Source organism: Mycobacterium sp. ACS1612 (assembly GCF_001667505.1).
Lineage (GTDB): Bacteria > Actinomycetota > Actinomycetes > Mycobacteriales > Mycobacteriaceae > Mycobacterium.
This window is the reverse complement of record NZ_LZHZ01000070.1, coordinates 1-17,644: the sequence shown is the minus strand read 5'-3', so window position 1 is coordinate 17,644 and position 17,644 is coordinate 1. Positions and strand designations below refer to the sequence as shown.

At 67.8% G+C, this 17,644-nt stretch carries 15 protein-coding genes; 11 read left to right on the top strand and 4 right to left on the bottom strand.

Translation table 11 applies throughout. The features are described from left to right. The first annotated feature begins 69 nt into the window (after positions 1–69). Both carB and pyrF read left to right on the top strand, forming a co-directional pair. Positions 70–3,408 (top strand): carbamoyl-phosphate synthase large subunit, encoded by a 3,339-nt coding sequence (carB, locus tag A5724_RS30180; protein ID WP_067811076.1) that lies wholly within the window; start codon positions 70–72, stop codon positions 3,406–3,408. Continuing rightward, positions 3,405–4,223: an orotidine-5'-phosphate decarboxylase gene (gene pyrF, locus A5724_RS30175; protein ID WP_067811073.1), complete on the top strand. Its 819-nt coding sequence runs from the start codon at positions 3,405–3,407 to the stop codon at positions 4,221–4,223. The genes carB and pyrF overlap by 4 nt, the downstream gene beginning before the upstream one ends. Before the next feature lie 21 nt (positions 4,224–4,244). Here pyrF and A5724_RS30170 read toward each other — a convergent pair whose 3' ends face one another. Beyond that, positions 4,245–4,490 (bottom strand): DUF4345 family protein, encoded by a 246-nt coding sequence (locus A5724_RS30170; protein WP_082965354.1) that lies wholly within the window; start codon positions 4,488–4,490, stop codon positions 4,245–4,247. 564 nt (positions 4,491–5,054) lie between these two features. On the opposite strand from A5724_RS30170, the gene mihF reads away from it, so the two are divergent. The 5 genes from mihF (at position 5,055) to metK (ending at position 8,979) form a co-directional block, all read left to right on the top strand. Further along, positions 5,055–5,378, top strand: coding sequence for an integration host factor, actinobacterial type (gene mihF, locus A5724_RS30165; RefSeq protein WP_067811067.1), 324 nt, complete (start codon positions 5,055–5,057; stop codon positions 5,376–5,378). Positions 5,379–5,438: 60 nt separating this feature from the next. Further along, the gene (gmk, locus tag A5724_RS30160; protein ID WP_067811064.1) at positions 5,439–5,996 is read left to right on the top strand and encodes a guanylate kinase; all 558 of its coding nucleotides are present in this window, start codon (positions 5,439–5,441) and stop codon (positions 5,994–5,996) included. 65 nt (positions 5,997–6,061) lie between these two features. Beyond that, positions 6,062–6,379: a DNA-directed RNA polymerase subunit omega gene (rpoZ, locus tag A5724_RS30155; protein WP_067811352.1), complete on the top strand. Its 318-nt coding sequence runs from the start codon at positions 6,062–6,064 to the stop codon at positions 6,377–6,379. Positions 6,380–6,392: 13 nt separating this feature from the next. Continuing rightward, the gene (coaBC, locus tag A5724_RS30150) at positions 6,393–7,646 is read left to right on the top strand and encodes a bifunctional phosphopantothenoylcysteine decarboxylase/phosphopantothenate--cysteine ligase CoaBC (RefSeq protein WP_067811062.1); all 1,254 of its coding nucleotides are present in this window, start codon (positions 6,393–6,395) and stop codon (positions 7,644–7,646) included. A 124-nt stretch (positions 7,647–7,770) separates the two neighbouring features. Then, the gene (metK, locus tag A5724_RS30145) at positions 7,771–8,979 is read left to right on the top strand and encodes a methionine adenosyltransferase (protein WP_067811059.1); all 1,209 of its coding nucleotides are present in this window, start codon (positions 7,771–7,773) and stop codon (positions 8,977–8,979) included. Here the strand turns inward: metK and A5724_RS30140 are convergent. Both A5724_RS30140 and A5724_RS30135 read right to left on the bottom strand, forming a co-directional pair. Continuing rightward, positions 8,976–10,460 (bottom strand): NAD(P)/FAD-dependent oxidoreductase, encoded by a 1,485-nt coding sequence (locus tag A5724_RS30140; protein WP_067811055.1) that lies wholly within the window; start codon positions 10,458–10,460, stop codon positions 8,976–8,978. The genes metK and A5724_RS30140 overlap by 4 nt on opposite strands. Positions 10,461–10,498: 38 nt before the next feature. After that, positions 10,499–11,140: an HD domain-containing protein gene (locus A5724_RS30135; protein ID WP_067811052.1), complete on the bottom strand. Its 642-nt coding sequence runs from the start codon at positions 11,138–11,140 to the stop codon at positions 10,499–10,501. Positions 11,141–11,224: 84 nt separating this feature from the next. On the opposite strand from A5724_RS30135, the gene A5724_RS30130 reads away from it, so the two are divergent. Next, entirely contained in the window at positions 11,225–12,193 is a 969-nt protein-coding gene (locus A5724_RS30130) for a GlxA family transcriptional regulator (RefSeq protein WP_067811049.1), read from the top strand. On the opposite strand, the gene A5724_RS30125 is transcribed toward A5724_RS30130, so the two are convergent. Beyond that, a complete protein-coding gene (locus tag A5724_RS30125) occupies positions 12,188–13,135 on the bottom strand; it encodes an alpha/beta hydrolase (protein ID WP_067811046.1) in 948 nt (315 codons plus the stop codon). The two genes, A5724_RS30130 and A5724_RS30125, sit on opposite strands and share 6 nt — an antisense overlap. On the opposite strand from A5724_RS30125, the gene A5724_RS30120 reads away from it, so the two are divergent. From A5724_RS30120 to A5724_RS30110, 3 genes are all read left to right on the top strand, one after another. Next, positions 13,098–13,829 (top strand): lysoplasmalogenase, encoded by a 732-nt coding sequence (locus A5724_RS30120; RefSeq protein WP_067811347.1) that lies wholly within the window; start codon positions 13,098–13,100, stop codon positions 13,827–13,829. The two genes, A5724_RS30125 and A5724_RS30120, sit on opposite strands and share 38 nt — an antisense overlap. A 50-nt stretch (positions 13,830–13,879) precedes the next feature. Further along, a complete protein-coding gene (locus tag A5724_RS30115) occupies positions 13,880–15,826 on the top strand; it encodes a primosomal protein N' (RefSeq protein WP_232005026.1) in 1,947 nt (648 codons plus the stop codon). 37 nt (positions 15,827–15,863) lie between these two features. Beyond that, positions 15,864–17,644: DUF2207 domain-containing protein (locus tag A5724_RS30110; protein ID WP_067811040.1), on the top strand; the 1,781-nt coding region annotated here is incomplete at its 3' end.

Below are 17,644 nucleotides of genomic sequence, written 5' to 3'. Positions count from 1 at the left end.
CCGCTGTTGTACAGAAATCCGCGGCGTGTCGTGCGCAAACACGGTCGGTCGCGGGGAAGGGGACCACTAGTGCCGAGACGGGCTGACCTCAACCACGTGCTGGTGATCGGCTCCGGCCCGATTGTGATCGGGCAGGCCTGCGAGTTCGACTACTCCGGCACCCAGGCGTGCCGCGTGCTGCGTGCCGAGGGCATGCAGGTGAGCCTGGTCAACTCCAACCCGGCGACCATCATGACCGACCCGGAGTACGCCGACCACACCTACGTGGAGCCGATCACTGCGGCGTTCGTCGAGAATGTCATCAAGCAACAAGCCGAGCGCGGCAACAAGATCGACGCCGTGCTGGCCACCCTCGGCGGGCAGACCGCGCTGAACACCGCCGTCGCGCTGTACGAGAACGGGGTGCTGGAGAAGTACAACGTCGAGATGATCGGTGCCGACTTCGAGGCCATCCAGCGCGGTGAGGACCGGCAGCGGTTCAAGGACATCGTCGCCAAGGTCGGCGGCGAATCCGCGCGCTCCCGCGTCTGTTTCACAATGGACGAGGTTCGCGAAACCGTCGAGGAACTGGGACTGCCCGTGGTGGTGCGCCCGTCGTTCACCATGGGTGGCCTGGGGTCCGGCATGGCGTACTCCGCCGACGACGTCGAGCGGATGGCCGGTGACGGCCTGGCCGCCTCGCCGAGCGCCAACGTGCTGATCGAGGAATCGATCTACGGCTGGAAGGAATTCGAACTCGAACTGATGCGCGACCACCACGACAACGTGGTCGTCGTGTGCTCGATCGAGAACGTCGACCCGATGGGCGTGCACACCGGCGACTCGGTGACGGTGGCCCCCGCGATGACGCTGACCGACCGCGAGTACCAGACGATGCGCGACCTAGGCATCGCGATCCTGCGCGAGGTCGGCGTCGACACCGGCGGCTGCAACATCCAGTTCGCGGTCAACCCTTCCGACGGTCGACTGATCGTCATCGAGATGAACCCGCGGGTGTCGCGGTCCAGCGCCCTGGCGTCCAAGGCCACCGGTTTCCCGATCGCCAAGATCGCCGCCAAGCTCGCCATCGGATACACCCTCGACGAGATCCTCAACGACATCACCAAGGAGACCCCGGCCTGCTTCGAGCCGACGCTCGACTACGTCGTGGTCAAGGCGCCGCGGTTCGCCTTCGAGAAGTTCCCCGGCGCCGACCCGACGTTGACCACCACCATGAAGTCGGTCGGTGAGGCGATGTCGTTGGGCCGCAACTTCATCGAGGCGCTCGGCAAGGTGATGCGCTCGCTGGAGACCAGTCGCGCCGGGTTCTGGACCGCACCGGACCCCGACCTGTCCGTCGACGACCTGCTGAAGCGCCTGAAGACGCCCACCGATGGCCGGCTGTACGACATCGAGCAGGCGCTGCGCCTGGGCGCGACGGTGGAGCAGGTGGCGTCGGCGTCCGGCGTCGACCCCTGGTTCGTCGAACAGATCGCCGGGCTGGTCGCCCTGCGCGCCGAGTTGTCGGACGCGCCGGTGCTCGACGAGGCACTGGTGCGGCGCGCCAAGCACTACGGACTGTCCGACCGCCAGATTGCCGCGCTGCGACCGGAATTGGCGGGCGAGGTCGGTGTGCGGGCGCTGCGTCAGCGGCTCGGCATCCACCCCGTCTTCAAGACCGTCGACACCTGTGCGGCCGAATTCGAGGCCAAGACGCCCTATCACTACAGCAGCTACGAACTCGACCCCGCCGCCGAAACCGAGGTCGCCCCGCAGGCCGAGAAGCCGAAGGTGCTCATCCTCGGCTCCGGCCCGAACCGGATCGGCCAGGGCATCGAGTTCGACTACAGCTGCGTGCACGCCGCGACGACGTTGAGCCAGGCCGGTTTCGAAACCGTGATGGTCAACTGCAATCCCGAGACGGTGTCCACCGACTACGACACCGCCGACCGGCTGTACTTCGAACCGCTCACGTTCGAGGATGTGCTGGAGGTCTACTACGCCGAATCCGCTTCCGGTCAGGGAGGTCCGGGCGTCGTCGGCGTGATCGTGCAACTCGGCGGGCAGACCCCGCTCGGGCTGGCCGAACGCCTTGAGCAGGCGGGTGTGCCGATCGTCGGCACCAGTCCCAAGGCCATCGACCTGGCCGAGGACCGTGGCGCGTTCGGCGAAGTGCTGACCAACGCGGGATTGCCCGCGCCGCGGTTCGGCACGGCGATCAGCTTCGAACAGGCGCGACGCATCGCGGCTGACATCGGCTACCCGGTGCTGGTGCGGCCGTCCTACGTGCTGGGCGGGCGGGGCATGGAGATCGTCTACGACGAGGAGACCCTGCAGCGCTACATCACCCGCGCCACCCAGTTGTCGCCCGAGCATCCGGTGCTCGTCGACCGGTTCCTCGAAGACGCCATTGAGATCGACGTCGACGCGCTCTGCGACGGCACCGAGGTGTACATCGGCGGCATCATGGAGCACATCGAGGAAGCCGGCATCCACTCCGGCGATTCGGCGTGTGCGCTTCCGCCGGTCACCCTGGGCCGCAGCGACATCGAGCAGGTGCGGCGCGCCACCGAGGCGATCGCGCACGGCATCGGCGTGGTCGGTCTGCTCAACGTTCAGTACGCGCTGAAGGATGACGTGCTGTATGTGCTGGAGGCGAATCCGCGCGCCAGTAGGACCGTGCCGTTCGTGTCCAAGGCCACCGCGGTGCCGCTGGCCAAGGCCTGCGCGCGCGTGATGCTCGGCGCCAGCATCGCGCAATTGCGCGACGAGGGCATCCTGGCCAAGACCGGCGACGGCGCCACCACGGCCCGCAACGCTCCGGTCGCGGTGAAGGAAGCGGTGCTGCCGTTCAACAGGTTCCGCAAGACCGACGGCGCGCAGGTCGACTCGCTGCTTGGCCCGGAGATGAAGTCGACGGGCGAGGTGATGGGCATCGACCACGACTTCGGCAGCGCGTTCGCCAAGAGCCAGACCGCCGCCTACGGTTCGCTGCCCGCCAACGGCACCGTGTTCGTGTCGGTGGCCAACCGCGACAAACGCTCGCTGGTGTTCCCGGTGAAGCGGTTGGCCGATCTCGGGTTCCGCGTGCTGGCCACCGAAGGCACCGCTGAGATGTTGCGCCGCAACGGTATTCCCTGCGACGAGGTGCGCAAGCATTTCCAGGAGCCAGGCGAGGGCAGGCCCGCAAGCTCCGCGGTCGACCTGATCAGGGCCGGGGAAGTCGACATGGTGATCAATACGCCGTACGGCAACTCCGGACCGCGTATCGACGGTTACGAGATCCGCTCGGCGGCGGTGGCGATGAACATTCCGTGTGTGACCACGGTGCAGGGCGCGTCCGCGGCCGTGCAGGGTATCGAGGCGGGGATCCGCGGTGACATCGGCGTGATGTCGCTGCAGGAGTTGCACAGCGCGTTGGGGTCATGACCGGTTTCGGGGCGCGGCTGGCCGACGCGGTGTCGCGGCGCGGACCGCTGTGTCCCGGTATCGATCCGCACAGAGAACTGCTGCGCGCATGGGGGTTGCCGGTCGACAGCGAGGGCCTGGCCCGGTTCTGCGACATCTGCGTTGCGGCGTTCGCGGACTTCGCGGTCGTCAAACCGCAGGTCGCGTTTTTCGAGGCGTTCGGCGCCAAGGGGTTCGCCGTGCTGGAGCACACCATCGGCGCGCTGCGGGCGTCGGGCGTGCTGGTGCTGGCCGACGCCAAACGCGGCGACATCGGGTCGACGATGGCGGCCTACGCCGACGCGTGGGCCGGTGACTCGCCGCTGGCCGCCGACGCGGTCACCGCATCGCCCTACCTCGGTTTCGGCTCACTGCAACCGCTGCTCGACACCGCCGCGGCGCATGGTCGCGGGGTGTTCGTGCTGGCCGCGACGTCCAATCCCGAGGGCGCGGGCATCCAGCAGGCCAAGACCGACGACAGCACCGTCGCGCAGTCGATCGTCGACGCCGCGGCCGCGGTCAACCGCGCGGCGTCGCCGGCACCCGGTTCCGTCGGCGTCGTCGTCGGCGCCACGCTGGCTGAACCGCCCGACCTCAGCGCACTTGGCGGACCCGTCCTGGTGCCCGGCGTCGGTGCGCAAGGGGGACGGCCCGAAGCGCTCGGCGGCTTCGGTGGGACGAAACACGGCCAGTTGCTCCCCGCCGTGTCACGCGACGTGCTGCGCGCCGGGCCGGAGGTCGCTGCGCTGCGGGCCGCCGCCGAACGCTACCGCGACGCGGTCGCATATCTGGCTTAACACGCTCTGCGGCAACGGGTTTCAGCGCGAGCCCCGCATCCGTTCTATGTCGCCGCCGCTGAAGAGCGCCGCTGCCAGCAGGTTGATCGGCGCACGGTTGCGCGCGCACCACAGCAACGCGAAACCGAAGCACGAAAACAAGCCGGCGAAGAACCGGTCCTCACCGGCCACCGTCGGATGCACCGCAACACTGGCGATGATCGCGCGGGGGCCCACCGCGAAGTGGGCGAGCGAAATGCCGACCACGACGATGCCGAACAGCGCCAGGAATGCTTGCTATGCCCGCTGCACGCCTCTCGACGAGTAGCCTGCCTGAGATCGTCTACTACGCACTGTAGTCCTGCTGTCGGCGGGCCCCAAGGGCCGGCGCGGGCCCATTTCGGATAACTCCTGTCACATCCGGCGCAGGAGTCACAACGATGCTATTTGCGTGGCGAAAGTTCGCAGTCGGTTACCTGTCAACCGACCGGCTGCGACACGCCCGACGCGCCATGACCAGGGAAAATTTTATTTTTCACGGTGGCCCGACCCCGCGTCGCGCGCTCCCTCACATCGCGGCCCGATCTGTGACGGAAGACACAATTCGCGAAAACCCTTGATATGCAGGCTTTTCCGCCGATCGTGCGGAAAACGTCGAGCCGCGGCCCTGGCGAATCGCCGAGGCCCGCAAAACGCACGGGCGCTCTACACGCTGGGCTTTTAACCCGATAAGCAGGGGGTGGGGTTCGCTTTCGTCAGATTGCGTGGGTACGGTCGTGCACGCTGGCTGGTTCTAGGAGTTTCTAGGTCAGCCGAGACAAAACAGATGATGGTGACGAGACGGAGGAACCCGTGGCCCTTCCCCAGTTGACCGACGAACAGCGCGCGGCAGCGTTGGAGAAGGCTGCCGCCGCACGTCGAGCACGTGCCGAGCTCAAGGATCGGCTCAAGCGCGGCGGCACCAACCTCAAGCAGGTGCTCAAGGACGCCGAGACCGACGAGGTCTTGGGCAAGATGAAGGTTTCTGCGCTCCTGGAGGCGTTGCCCAAGGTCGGCAAGGTCAAGGCGCAGGAAATCATGACCGAACTCGAGATCGCCCCGACCCGCCGTCTGCGCGGCCTGGGCGACCGTCAGCGCAAGGCGCTGCTGGAGAAGTTCGACTTCACCAGCGACTAGTGAACTCCGGCCGGGGGGTCGGACAGCGATGAGCGCTCGCGCGAAGAGCAGAGTTCTGCGATGAGCCGCGTTGTGGTGCTGTCCGGCCCGTCTGCCGTCGGGAAGTCCACTGTTGTCCGCTGCCTGCGGAAACGGATTCCTGACCTGCATTTCTCCGTGTCCGTGACCACCAGGGCGCCCCGGCCGGGTGAGGTCGACGGCGTCGACTACACGTTCGTCACTGCGGAACAGTTCCAGCAGCTGATCGCCGACGGCGCGCTGCTGGAATGGGCGGAGATCCACGGCGGCCTGCACAGATCCGGGACGCCCGCCGCGCCCATCCGCGAGGCGACCAAGGCCGGACGGCCGGTGCTGATCGAAGTCGACCTCGCCGGCGCTCGCGCCGTGAAGAAGGCGATGCCCGAGGTCATCACGGTTTTCCTGGCCCCGCCCAGCTGGGAGGAGTTGGAGAGCAGGCTGTCGGGGCGGGGCACGGAATCCGCCGAGGTGATGGCGCGCAGGCTCGCCACCGCAAGGGCCGAGTTGGCCGCGCAGGGTGACTTCGACGAAGTCGTGGTGAACAGCGAATTGGAATCCGCCTGCGACGAATTGGTATCCTTGCTGGTGGGCCGGACTTGATGAGGCGCCCGCTGCCGGTCGCCATCCTGCCCGAGAGCCACCTAAACCCCCAGGAGATTTTCTACGTGAGCACCCCGCACGCCGACACGCCGCTGGCCGCTGTGGACGACCTCGACCCGTCCGCCGCCAGCGCGTACGACACGCCGTTGGGCATCACCAACCCGCCTATCGACGAACTGCTGTCCCGGGCGTCGAGCAAGTATGCGCTGGTCATCTACGCCGCGAAGCGTGCTCGCCAGATCAACGACTACTACAACCAACTCGGCGACGGCATCCTCGAGTACGTCGGTCCGCTGGTCGAGCCGGGCCTTCAGGAAAAGCCGCTGTCGATCGCGATGCGCGAGATCCACGAGGACCTGCTCGAGCACACCGAGGGCGAGTAGCTAAGGCTCTGCGGTGAGCGACCGCAAGCGGATCATCGTCGGCGTCGCCGGTGGCATCGCCGCTTACAAGGCGGTGACAATCGTCCGTCAACTCACCGAAGCGGGCCATTCCGTCCGCGTCGTGCCGACCGAGTCTGCGCTGCGCTTCATCGGCGCCGCGACGTTCGAGGCCCTGTCCGGTAACCCGGTGCACACCGGCGTCTGGGACGACGTCCACGAGGTGCCGCATGTCCGGTACGGCCAGGAGGCCGACCTCGTGGTGGTGGCGCCTGCCACTGCTGACCTGCTGGCTCGCGCGGTAGCGGGCCGCGCCGACGATCTGCTGACGGCGACGCTGCTGACCGCGCGATGTCCGGTGATGTTCGCGCCCGCCATGCACACCGAAATGTGGTTTCACTCCGCCACTGTCGACAACGTCGCGACGTTACGGCGAAGGGGCGCAATCGTTCTCGAGCCCGCCTCGGGTCGGCTCACCGGAGCCGACAGCGGTGCGGGCCGACTCCCGGAGGCCGAGGAGATCACCACGCTCGCGGGGCTGTTGCTCGAACGCGGCGATGCGCTGCCCTACGACCTGGCCGGCGTCAAGGTGCTCGTCAGTGCCGGAGGCACCCGCGAGACGATTGACCCGGTGCGTTTCATCGGCAACCGCAGCTCGGGTAAGCAGGGCTACGCGATGGCGCGGGTGATGGCGCAGCGCGGCGCGGAGGTCACGCTGATCGCAGGCAACACCGCGGGGCTGATCGACCCGGCCGGTGTCGAGGTCGTCCACATCGGCTCCGCCGCGCAGCTCAAGGACGCCGTCTCCAAGCACGCGCCCGATGCGCATGTGCTGGTGATGGCCGCTGCGGTGGCCGACTTCCGGCCCACCAACGTGCAGACCAGCAAGATCAAGAAGTCCGCCGATCCCAATACGCCGGCGCCGGTCATTGAACTGACCCGCACCGATGACGTGCTCGCCGGTGCCGTGCGGGCTCGCGCGGACGGCCAGCTACCCAACATGCGGGCCATCGTGGGGTTCGCTGCTGAAACGGGCGACGCGAACGGCGATGTGCTCTTCCACGCCCGCTCGAAATTGAAACGCAAGGGCTGCGATTTGCTCGTGGTAAATGCCGTCGGTGAGAATCGGGCGTTCGAAGTCGACAACAACGACGGCTGGCTGCTCGCGGCGGACGGAACCGAATCGGCACTGGAGCACGGTTCGAAAACTCTGATGGCCAGCCGTATTGTGGACGCGATCGTGGCCTTCCTACACAACAACGGCGGGTAGCGGCGGGACAAGCCGGCGCAGCATCAGGCTGCGGCCAAGGGTTGCGCGAGCAGGAGGCGCACGCTTGGCTGCACCGAGGCAGGCATATAATTCGATTGACTAAGTTTCGGAAAGGGTTCGAACCGTGAGCGATGCTCGGCTGTTTACCAGTGAGTCGGTAACCGAGGGCCACCCCGACAAGATCTGTGACGCCATCAGCGACTCGGTGCTGGACGCGTTGCTCGCGGACGACCCGAAGTCCCGCGTCGCCGTGGAGACCCTTGTCACCACCGGCCAGGTCCATGTCGTCGGCGAGGTGACCACCCAGGCGAAAGAGGCGTTCGCCGACATCACCAATACCGTGCGCGCGCGCATCCTCGAGATCGGCTACGACTCGTCGGAGAAGGGTTTCGACGGCGAGACGTGCGGTGTGAACATTGGCATCGGCAAGCAGTCGCCGGATATCGCGCAGGGTGTCGACACCGCCCACGAGACCCGCGTCGAGGGCGCGGGTGACCCGCTGGACGCCCAGGGCGCCGGCGATCAAGGCCTGATGTTCGGCTACGCGATCAAGGACACCCCCGAGTTGATGCCGCTGCCCATCGCGCTGGCACACCGGCTGTCGCGGCGGCTGACCGAAGTGCGTAAGAGCGGCGTGCTGGATTACCTGCGCCCCGACGGCAAGACCCAGGTCACCGTGCAGTACGACGGCACCACGCCGGTGCGCCTGGACACCGTTGTGCTGTCGACGCAGCACGCCGCGGGCATCGACCTGGACGCCACCCTGACCCCGGACATCCGGGAGAAGGTCGTCAACACCGTGCTAGCCGACCTGAACCACGACACCATGGACACCTCCGACTTCCGGCTGCTGGTCAACCCGACCGGCAAGTTCGTGCTCGGCGGTCCCATGGGCGACGCGGGCCTGACCGGCCGCAAGATCATCGTCGACACCTACGGCGGCTGGGCCCGCCACGGCGGCGGTGCGTTCTCCGGCAAGGATCCGTCAAAGGTGGACCGTTCCGCCGCCTACGCGATGCGCTGGGTGGCAAAGAACGTCGTCGCAGCGGGCCTGGCCGAGCGGGTCGAGGTGCAGGTCGCTTACGCGATCGGCAAGGCCGCGCCGGTTGGCTTGTTCGTCGAGACCTTCGGCAGCGAGACCGTCGACCCGGCCCGCATCGAGAAGGCCATCACGTCGGTGTTCGACCTGCGTCCCGGCGCGATCGTCCGCGACCTGGACCTACTGCGTCCGATCTACGCGCAGACCGCCGCCTACGGCCACTTCGGCCGCACCGACGTCGACCTGCCGTGGGAGCAGCTCAACAAGGTCGAGGAGCTCAAAGCTTCCGTCTAGGACGTGAACGCGTAGTCGTCGAGCGGGAAGCGGCGGCTGCGGACGTACGTCTCGATCGTGCTGGCCGGCCGCAGCGGCACGTCGCCGTTCTTGTCGAAGTAGTAGCTGTTGGCGTTCTGGCAGCTGTCCTGCCAGAAGATCTGCCGGTGCCGCTTGCGCATCATCTCGGCGAAGTAGCGGTCGTTGGCCTCCTGCTTCACCTCGACGCGGGTGGCGCGCCTGCGTCGAGCCTGCTTCAGGCAGCGGACGATGTGGTGTGTCTGCGTCTCGATCAGCGCGAAGTAGGAGTTACCGACATAGCCGTACGGTCCGAAGACCGTGAAGAAGTTCGGGAAGCCGGGCACGCTGACGCCCTCGTAGGCCTGCAGGCGGTGCTCGGCCCAGTGGCGGCTCCACGACAGCCCGCCTGAACCGGTGACCGGATACGTGGGCATCTCGTCGGTGTCCATCGTCTTGAACCCGGTCGCGAGGATCAGCACGTCCACGTCGCGGGTCTCGCCGTCCGTGGTCGCCACGCCCGAACCGGTGATCTTGTCGATCGGCTCGGTGACCAACTCGACGTTGTCGCGGTTGTAGGTCGACAGATAGGTGTTGTGGAACCCGGGCCGCTTGCAACCGACGGCGTAGCGGGGGGTGAGCTTGTCGCGCACCTCCGGGTCCTTGACCTGTTTGCGCAGATACGACTTGCCGGCCTGCGTCATGTTCTTCGCCATCGGGTTGAGGGTGAAGTACTGGGCAGGCAACGTAAAGGTCAGTTCGACGTAGGCCTGGCTGAGCAGCCGCTGCACCGCGTGGCCACCCGGCAGTCGCATCAGCCGCCGGATCGTCGGCGACAGCGGTACGTCGGCTTTGGGGAAGCACCAAATCGGTGTGCGCTGAAAGACATAGAGCCGCTCGACAATTGGCGCGATCTCGGGAATGACCTGTACCGCCGAGGCCCCGGTGCCGATGATCGCGACGCGCTTACCGGTCAAATCCTGCTCATGGTCCCAGCGCGCGGTGTGCATCGTGACACCGGCGAACGAGTCGACGCCGTCGATGTCGGGAAGATTCGGTGTGATGAGCACCCCGCACGCGTTGACCATGAAGCGCGCCGTGACCGTCTCGCCGGTGTCGAGTTCGACGCGCCACACGCTGGCGTCGTCGTCGAACGCGGCACCGGTCACCTTGGTGTTGAACCGGATCTTCGGACGCAGGCCGTACTTGTCGACGCAGTGCTCGGCATAGGCCTTCAATTCCCGCCCCGGCGCGTACGTCCGCGTCCAGTCCGCGCTCTTCTCGAACGAGAACTGATACGCGAACGACGGAATGTCAACGCCGATACCGGGATACGTGTTCCAGTACCAGGTGCCGCCAGGCCCGTCACCTGCCTCGACGATCAGGTAGTCGCCGAGGCCGGCTCTATCCAGCTTGATGGCGGTGCCGATGCCGGAGAACCCGGCACCGACGATGACGGTGTCGTACTGGGGCGAAGAGGGCATACATCGAATGTAAACCCGTGGCGCGCGCTTTCCCGGTCTTACTCCGGCCAGCCGTTCGTCAGGATGATGTTGACGAAGTCGTCGCGGACGAAACTCGGGTCGAAATGCGCCAGCACGTCGTCGTTGACGGTGCCGAACGTCGAGCCCGGCCGGTGCTTCATGCCCTGGTTGAAGGCCTCCAGGATGCGGCGTTTGAAATCCGGTCGGGGGTGCGCGGCCGTCACGGCGTCGCGTTCTTCCTGCGACAGATCGTCGCGGCCGATGCCCAGAACGTCGGTTTCGACGCCCGCGGTGACCAGCGCGATCTCCGGGTCGAGGAACTCCGGGATGCCTGGCGTCGTGTGCAGCGCGATGGACAGCCACACCTTGCGCACCGTCGCGTCGTCATACCCGTGGTCGCGCAGGAACTTCTCCGCGGCGTTGGCGCCGTCGACCTCGAACCGCCCCATGGAGTCGCGGTAGCCCTCCGTCAGGCCGATGTCGTGGAACATCGCGCCGACATAGAGCAGCTCGAGGTCGGGGTCGAGGCCACGGCGCCTGCCTTGCAGCGCGCCGAACAGGAACACCCGCCGCGAGTGGTTGTACAGCAGGTCGTTCTCGGTGTCCCGGATGTATTCGGTGGTGTCTCGTACGAGTTGGGTGTCTGGTATCGCGATGCCCGCGATTGTCTGTGTTGTCATGGCATCAGTGTTGGTCCGCGCCGCCCCACCCCGGCAGTGTCCGCTGAGCCATTTTTCCCACAGAAAGCGACATAGGGTGGGGGCATGCCAACTGATCGACTCGTCGTGTTCGTGGTGTTCGACGGCATGAAACTGCTCGACGTGGCAGGGCCCGCGGAGGTGTTCGCGGAGGCGAACCTGTTCGGCGCCTCCTATGAGGTGGTGATGGCCTCTGTCGACGGCAGTGACGCGGTTACCTCCGTCGGCACCCGGTTGGCCGTGTCGACGTCGATTGCCGCGGTCGAAAAGGCCGACACCGTAGTGGTTTCGGGCGGCGACGATCTGGTCGGCCGACCCATCGACCCGCAACTCGTGGCCGCGGTGAAGGCGTTGTGCCCGCGCACCAGGCGGATGGCGTCCATCTGCACGGGGTCGTTCATCCTGGCGCAGGCGGGCCTGCTCGAGGGGCGGCGCGCGACCACCCACTGGCGGCAGACCGGCCTGCTGTCGCGGGCGTACCCGAAAATCACTGTGGAACCGGACGCGATCTTCGTGCGCGACGGCGACATCTACACCTCCGCTGGGGTGTCGGCGGGCATCGACCTGGCGCTGGCACTGGTCGAAGACGACCACGGCGCCGACCTCGTCCGCGAGGTGGCCCGATCGTTGGTGGTGTACCTGAAACGGGCCGGCGGGCAGTCGCAGTTCTCCGTGCTCGTCGAATCCCGGCCGCCGGAGCGGTCGCAGTTGCGGGCGGTCACTGAGGCGATCGCCGCCGACCCCGGCGCCAATCACACCGTGAAAACCCTTGCCGCGCAAGCATCTTTGAGCACCCGCCAGCTGACCCGGTTGTTTCAGAGCGAACTCGGCACCACGCCGGCCCGTTACGTGGAGATGATCCGGATCGATGCTGCGCGTTCGGCGCTCGACGCCGGTCGTTCGGTCACCGATTCTGCCCGGCTGTCGGGCTTCGGCAGCGCCGAGACGCTGCGTCGGGTGTTCGTCAGCCAGCTCGGCATCTCACCGAAGGCCTACCGTGACAGGTTCAAATCCACCGGCGCGATCGCGTCATGACGCGTGTAACGCCTTGCGTAACGCCGCCAGTCCGCGCTCTGCGGCAGCCGTGGCGGCGGGCACGACGCCCGCATAGCCGAGATATCCGTGGATCAAGGTCTCGGCGTTGTGCAGTTCCACCGGCACCCCGGCCGCGGTGAGCAGTTCGGCGTAGCGGGCGCCGTCGTCGCGCAGCGGGTCATGCCCTGCGACCGCGATGTAGGCGGGCGGCAGTCCCGCCAGGTCATCGGCCCGGCCGGGAGCCAGCGTCGCCGGCATCTCGGAGAGGTCCAGATCGCCTACGTACCAACGCCCGAACGAGCCGACCGACGCCCGGTCGAGCAGCGGAGCGTCCGCATTCTCGGTCAACGACGGCAGCGAGGTGTCCCACGTGGTGGCCGGGTACCACAGCAGCTGAAAACGAATCGGCGGGCCGCCCGCGTCGCGCGCGAGAAGCGCGACCACCGCGGCGAGGTTACCGCCCGCCGAATCGCCCGCCACCGCCATCCGGTCGGGATCGGCGTCCAGTTGATCCGCGTTCGCCGCCACCCATTGCGTTGCGGCCCAAGCATCTTCGACGGCGGCCGGGTAGGGGTGTTCCGGGGCGAGCCGGTACTCCACCGACACCACCACCGCGTCGGCGCCGACCGCGTGGTTGCGCGCATCCCCGTCGTAAGTGTCGAGGTCGCCGACGCACCATCCACCGCCGTGCAGGAAGACGATCACTGGCAGCGTCTCCTGCGTTGTCGGCGGCCGGTAGATCCGAATCCGGATGGACCCCGCCGGCCCCTCGATGGTGCGGTCCTCGGTGTGCACCTCCCGATGCACCGGGCGGCGCGGCAGGTCGCGGAACCGCTGCCTGGCGGCCTCGACGCCGCCGTCGGTTGTCAACTGAAACGGAACGGCCTTTAGTACCTTCAGCAGGATGGCGTCGACCGCGGGCTTCTCTTCAGCAACGGACACGGGGACACCGTACGCACGTCCGCGGACGCGGATTCTTTGGGTGGCCGCCGTGATCGTGGGCGCCTGTTACGGCGTTTTCCTGATCGGCACGGCCCTGCGGCTGCCGCACGGCGCCGAACTCACCGGCCAGTTCCTGCTTCAGCCCGCGGTCAAGGCCCTGACGGCGGTCCTGCTCGCGGCCGCGGCGCTGACCCACCCGATCCGGCGTGAGCGACGCTGGCTGGTCGCGGCGCTGCTGTTCTCGGCGGCGGGGGACTTCCTGCTGGCGATGCCGTGGTGGACGCCGTCATTCGTGCTCGGCCTTGCCGCGTTCCTGATCGCCCACCTGTGCTTCCTCGCGGCCCTGATCCCGCTGGTCGCACGCTCTGGGCCGCGGCTGGTCGCCGCGGCAGTCATGGTGGTGGCCTGCGTCGTGCTGCTGGTGTGGTTCTGGCCCCGACTGCTCGCCGAGGGGATGGCTGTTCCCGTCACGGTGTACATCGCCGTACTCGGCGCGATGGTGTGCGCGGCGCTGCTGGCCCGGTTGCCGACGTCGTGGACCGCGCTGGGCGCGGTGTGCTTCGCGGTGTCCGACGGCATGATCGGCATCGGCAAGTTCGTCCTGGGTTCCGAGGCACTCGCCGTGCCGATCTGGTGGGCATATGCCGCGTCGATCGTGCTCATCACGGCCGGCTTCTTCTTCGGCCGCAAGTGACCACCGCCCGACACCCGGCCGAGCACGAGCCCATCGCCCGTGTGCTGCCCATGTTGACGGTGCCGCATCTGGACCGCGAATTCGACTACCTGGTGTCGGCCGAGCAGTCCGATGATGCGCAGCCAGGGGTGCGTGTCCGGGTCCGCTTCCACGGCAGACTCGTTGACGCGTTCGTTCTCGAAAGACGCTCTGACACAGACCATGTCGGCAAGTTGGGTTGGCTGGATCGTGTCGTATCGGCTGAGCGGGTGCTGACGCCGGAGGTGCGCCGGCTCGTCGACGCGGTCGCGGCGCGATACGCGGGTACCCGCGCCGACGTGTTGCGCCTCGCGGTGCCGCCGCGGCACGCGAACGTCGAGAAGCAGTCGGCACCCGAACTCGCGCCGCTGGCGGTCAAACCGGTCGACACCGCTGCATGGTCCGAATACGGGCGCGGCGAACAGTTCCTCGGCGCTCTCGGTGACGGCCGCGCCGCGCGCGCGGTGTGGCAGGCGTTACCGGGGGAGAAGTGGACCGACCGGCTTGCCGAAGCGGCGGCGGTGGCGGTGAGTTCCGGCCGCGGCGTGCTGGCCGTGGTGCCGGACCAACGTGACGTGGATGCGTTGTCCGCCAGCGTGATTCGGCTGATCGACGAGGAGCGGGTGGCCGCGCTGTCTGCCGGTCTCGGACCGGCCCAGCGCTACCGCCGGTGGCTGTCGGTGCTGCGTGGCGGGGCGCGCATGGTGATCGGGACCCGCAGCGCCGTGTTCGCACCCGTTGCCGACCTGGGCCTGGTGATGGTGTGGGACGACGGCGACGACACCCTGTCCGAACCGCGCGCGCCCTATCCACACGCGCGTGAGGTGGCGATGTTGCGCGCCCATCAACTGCGGTGCGCGGCGTTGATCGGCGGCTATGCCCGCACCGCCGAATCCCATGCGCTGGTGCGCAGCCGGTGGGCGCACGATCTGGTGGCGCCGCGCGCCGTCGTGCGTGCGCGTTCACCGCGCGTGGTGGCGCTCGATGACAGCGGCCACGAGCAGGAGCGCGATCCCGCGGCGCGTACCGCCCGGGTGCCGTCGCTGGCGCTACGCGCGGCCCGCGCCGCGCTGCAGGCCGGGCATCCGGTGCTTGTCCAGGTGCCGCGGCGCGGCTATGTGCCTGCACTGGCGTGTGCGCGCTGCCGCACCGTGGCGCGCTGCAGGCATTGCACCGGTCCGCTGTCGCTGCCCGACCGTGACACCGCGGGCGCGGTGTGCCGCTGGTGTGGCCGCGCGGACCGGGTGTTGCGTTGCGCCCGCTGCGGATCCGACGCTGTCCGCGCGGTGGTCATCGGCGCCAGGCGCACCGCGGAGGAACTCGGCAGGGCGTTCGCGGGCACGCCGGTGATCACCTCGGGCGGTGACGCGATGGTGGCGACGGTCGCCGAAGGGCCTGCGGTGGTCGTCGCGACACCAGGCGCCGAACCGGTGGCCGCGGGCGGTTACGGGGCGGCGCTGCTGCTGGACGCGTGGGCGCTGCTGGGGCGTCAGGATCTGCGGGCCGCCGAGGACACGCTGCGGCGCTGGATGGCCGCGGCGGCGCTGGTCCGCCCGCGCGGCGACGGCGGCACCGTCGCGGTGGTGGCCGAGTCGGCCATCCCGACCGTGCAGTCGCTGATTCGGTGGGATCCGGTGGGGCACGCCGACGCCGAACTCGACGCGCGCGCCGAGGTCGGCCTGCCGCCAGCCGTGCACATCGCCGCGGTCGACGGCACCCCGGCGGCCGTTCACGCCCTCATCGACGCTGCGGACCTGCCCGAGGGCGCGCAACTGCTCGGGCCTGTGGACCTGCCTGCGGGCGCGCGCAGACCGCCAGGTGTCACCGCCGAAAGCCCGGTGAGCCGGATGCTGGTACGGGTTCCCCGCGACGGCGGGCTGACACTCGCGGCCGCGCTGCGACGGGCAACCGGGGTGCTCAGCGCGCGACACGACCAGCAGCCAACGCGTGTGCAAATCGACCCGTTGCACATAGGGTAGTTCCGACGCGGCGACTCGCGCCGACGAGGAGGTGGCCATGGGACGGCTGTTCAAGTGGCTGATCCCGTTGGCACTCATCACCTTTGGACTCCTCTGGCCACTGGTGTTCAACGGCGGCTCCGACGCATCCCACGTCTCCGATCCGGTGGTGTTCAGCAACTACCGCGCCGACTTCGTCGTCAATCGTGACGGCGAACTCGACGCCGTGGAGACGATCACCGCCGAATTCCCCAGCGGCCGCCACGGCATCTTCCGGTACTGGGACATCGCGAATCCGAACAGTCCGCGGGTCCGGCAGACGCCGGAGATCACCTCGATCCTGGTCGACGGCGAACCGGCCTCGTACCAAATGCTCTGGGAGGACGCCGAACGCTTCCTGGTCGCCAAGATCGGCGATCCCGACAACTACCTCAGCTACGGCACCCACGTATTCGAGATCCGCTACCGCATCCCCGGTGTGCTCGATCCCGGAACGACCGGCGCCGACAAGACGTTCGCCACGAGCGTCGATGCACCGTCGACGTCGCCGTCGGTGTTCTTCTGGAATGTCATCGCGCCGTCGTGGAACAACGAGATCCGCAACGTCGACGTCACCGTGACGTTGCCCGGCGATGTGGACCACGCCCAATGCTCGGTGGGCTACGGCGTCGGCCGCAAGTGTGACCTCAGCGTCGAAGGTGACACCGTCAAGGTGACCGCGAGCTACCTCAAACCCCGCACACCGGTCACCCTGCGTGCAGGTGTCGACGTGCCGACACCGCCGCGAATCAGCCTGCCGTGGTCGTACACCTGGGACCGCATCTTGGGCCAGTCGGTCAGCGGAGTCGTTTGGATGCTCGGCCTGACAGCGTTTTTCGGCCTTGGCGCGGTGCTGTGGTACCGCACCACGGTCGAACCGTCGCCTGGGTTCCCGCTGCAGTACGCGCCGCCGCCGGGGCTGGGACCGGTGCAGACCGAATACATCCGCACCGAGTCCGTCCCCAGGAACGGACTCACCGCGACACTGTTCTACCTCGCCGAGCGCGGGTTGATCGAACTGAAGCAGGTCAACGAGAAGCAGTGGAACATCCGAAGTCTCGCCGAGCGCAGTGCTTGGGCCGATGTCGATCCGGTCAGCGTCGCGGTCGGTTCCGCGCTACGGGTGATGAACAAGGGCGGCGAATTCGAGGCCAGGCACACCGTCAAATCGGGTCAGCGGCTCAGCAAGGCCAAAACCGACATGGCCGCCGGCGTCAAGAAGTGGGCCTTCGACGAGGGGCTGATGGTCAAGCGCCAGAAGGAGATGTGGGTGCGCACCGCCAACGCGGTCGCTTTCCTGCTGATGACCTGCGGATTTTTCCGCTGGGGCTTCCCGACCACCATGTGGGCGCTGCCGTTCGCCGGGTTCTTCCTGCTGTCGCTCGGGGCTTGGGCGGACGGCGTCGGCACCCGGCGCACAGAGGCTGGCCGCGAATTGTGGTCGCGGGCAGGCGGATTCCACCGGATGCTGGCCACCGACTCCGCCGAGACACGATTCGACTTCGGCGCCCGCAAGGACTTGTACACCGCGTACGTGCCGTTCGCCGTGGCAGCGGGCGTGGCGGCGCTGTGGGCCAAGAAGTACGAAACGACGATGGGAGCGCCTGCACCGCAACCGGATTGGTACAACTCGTCGTCGAGCACCTCGACCGGCTTCATGGGTGGTGGTTCCGGCGGTGCGAGTTTCGACAGTTTCGAGTCGGCGTTGTCGTCGTCGATCGGCGCGTACACCGCGTCGCAGTCGTCGTCATCAACGGGCGGCGGAAGCAGCAGCAGTAGCAGCGGCGGCGGTGGTGGCGG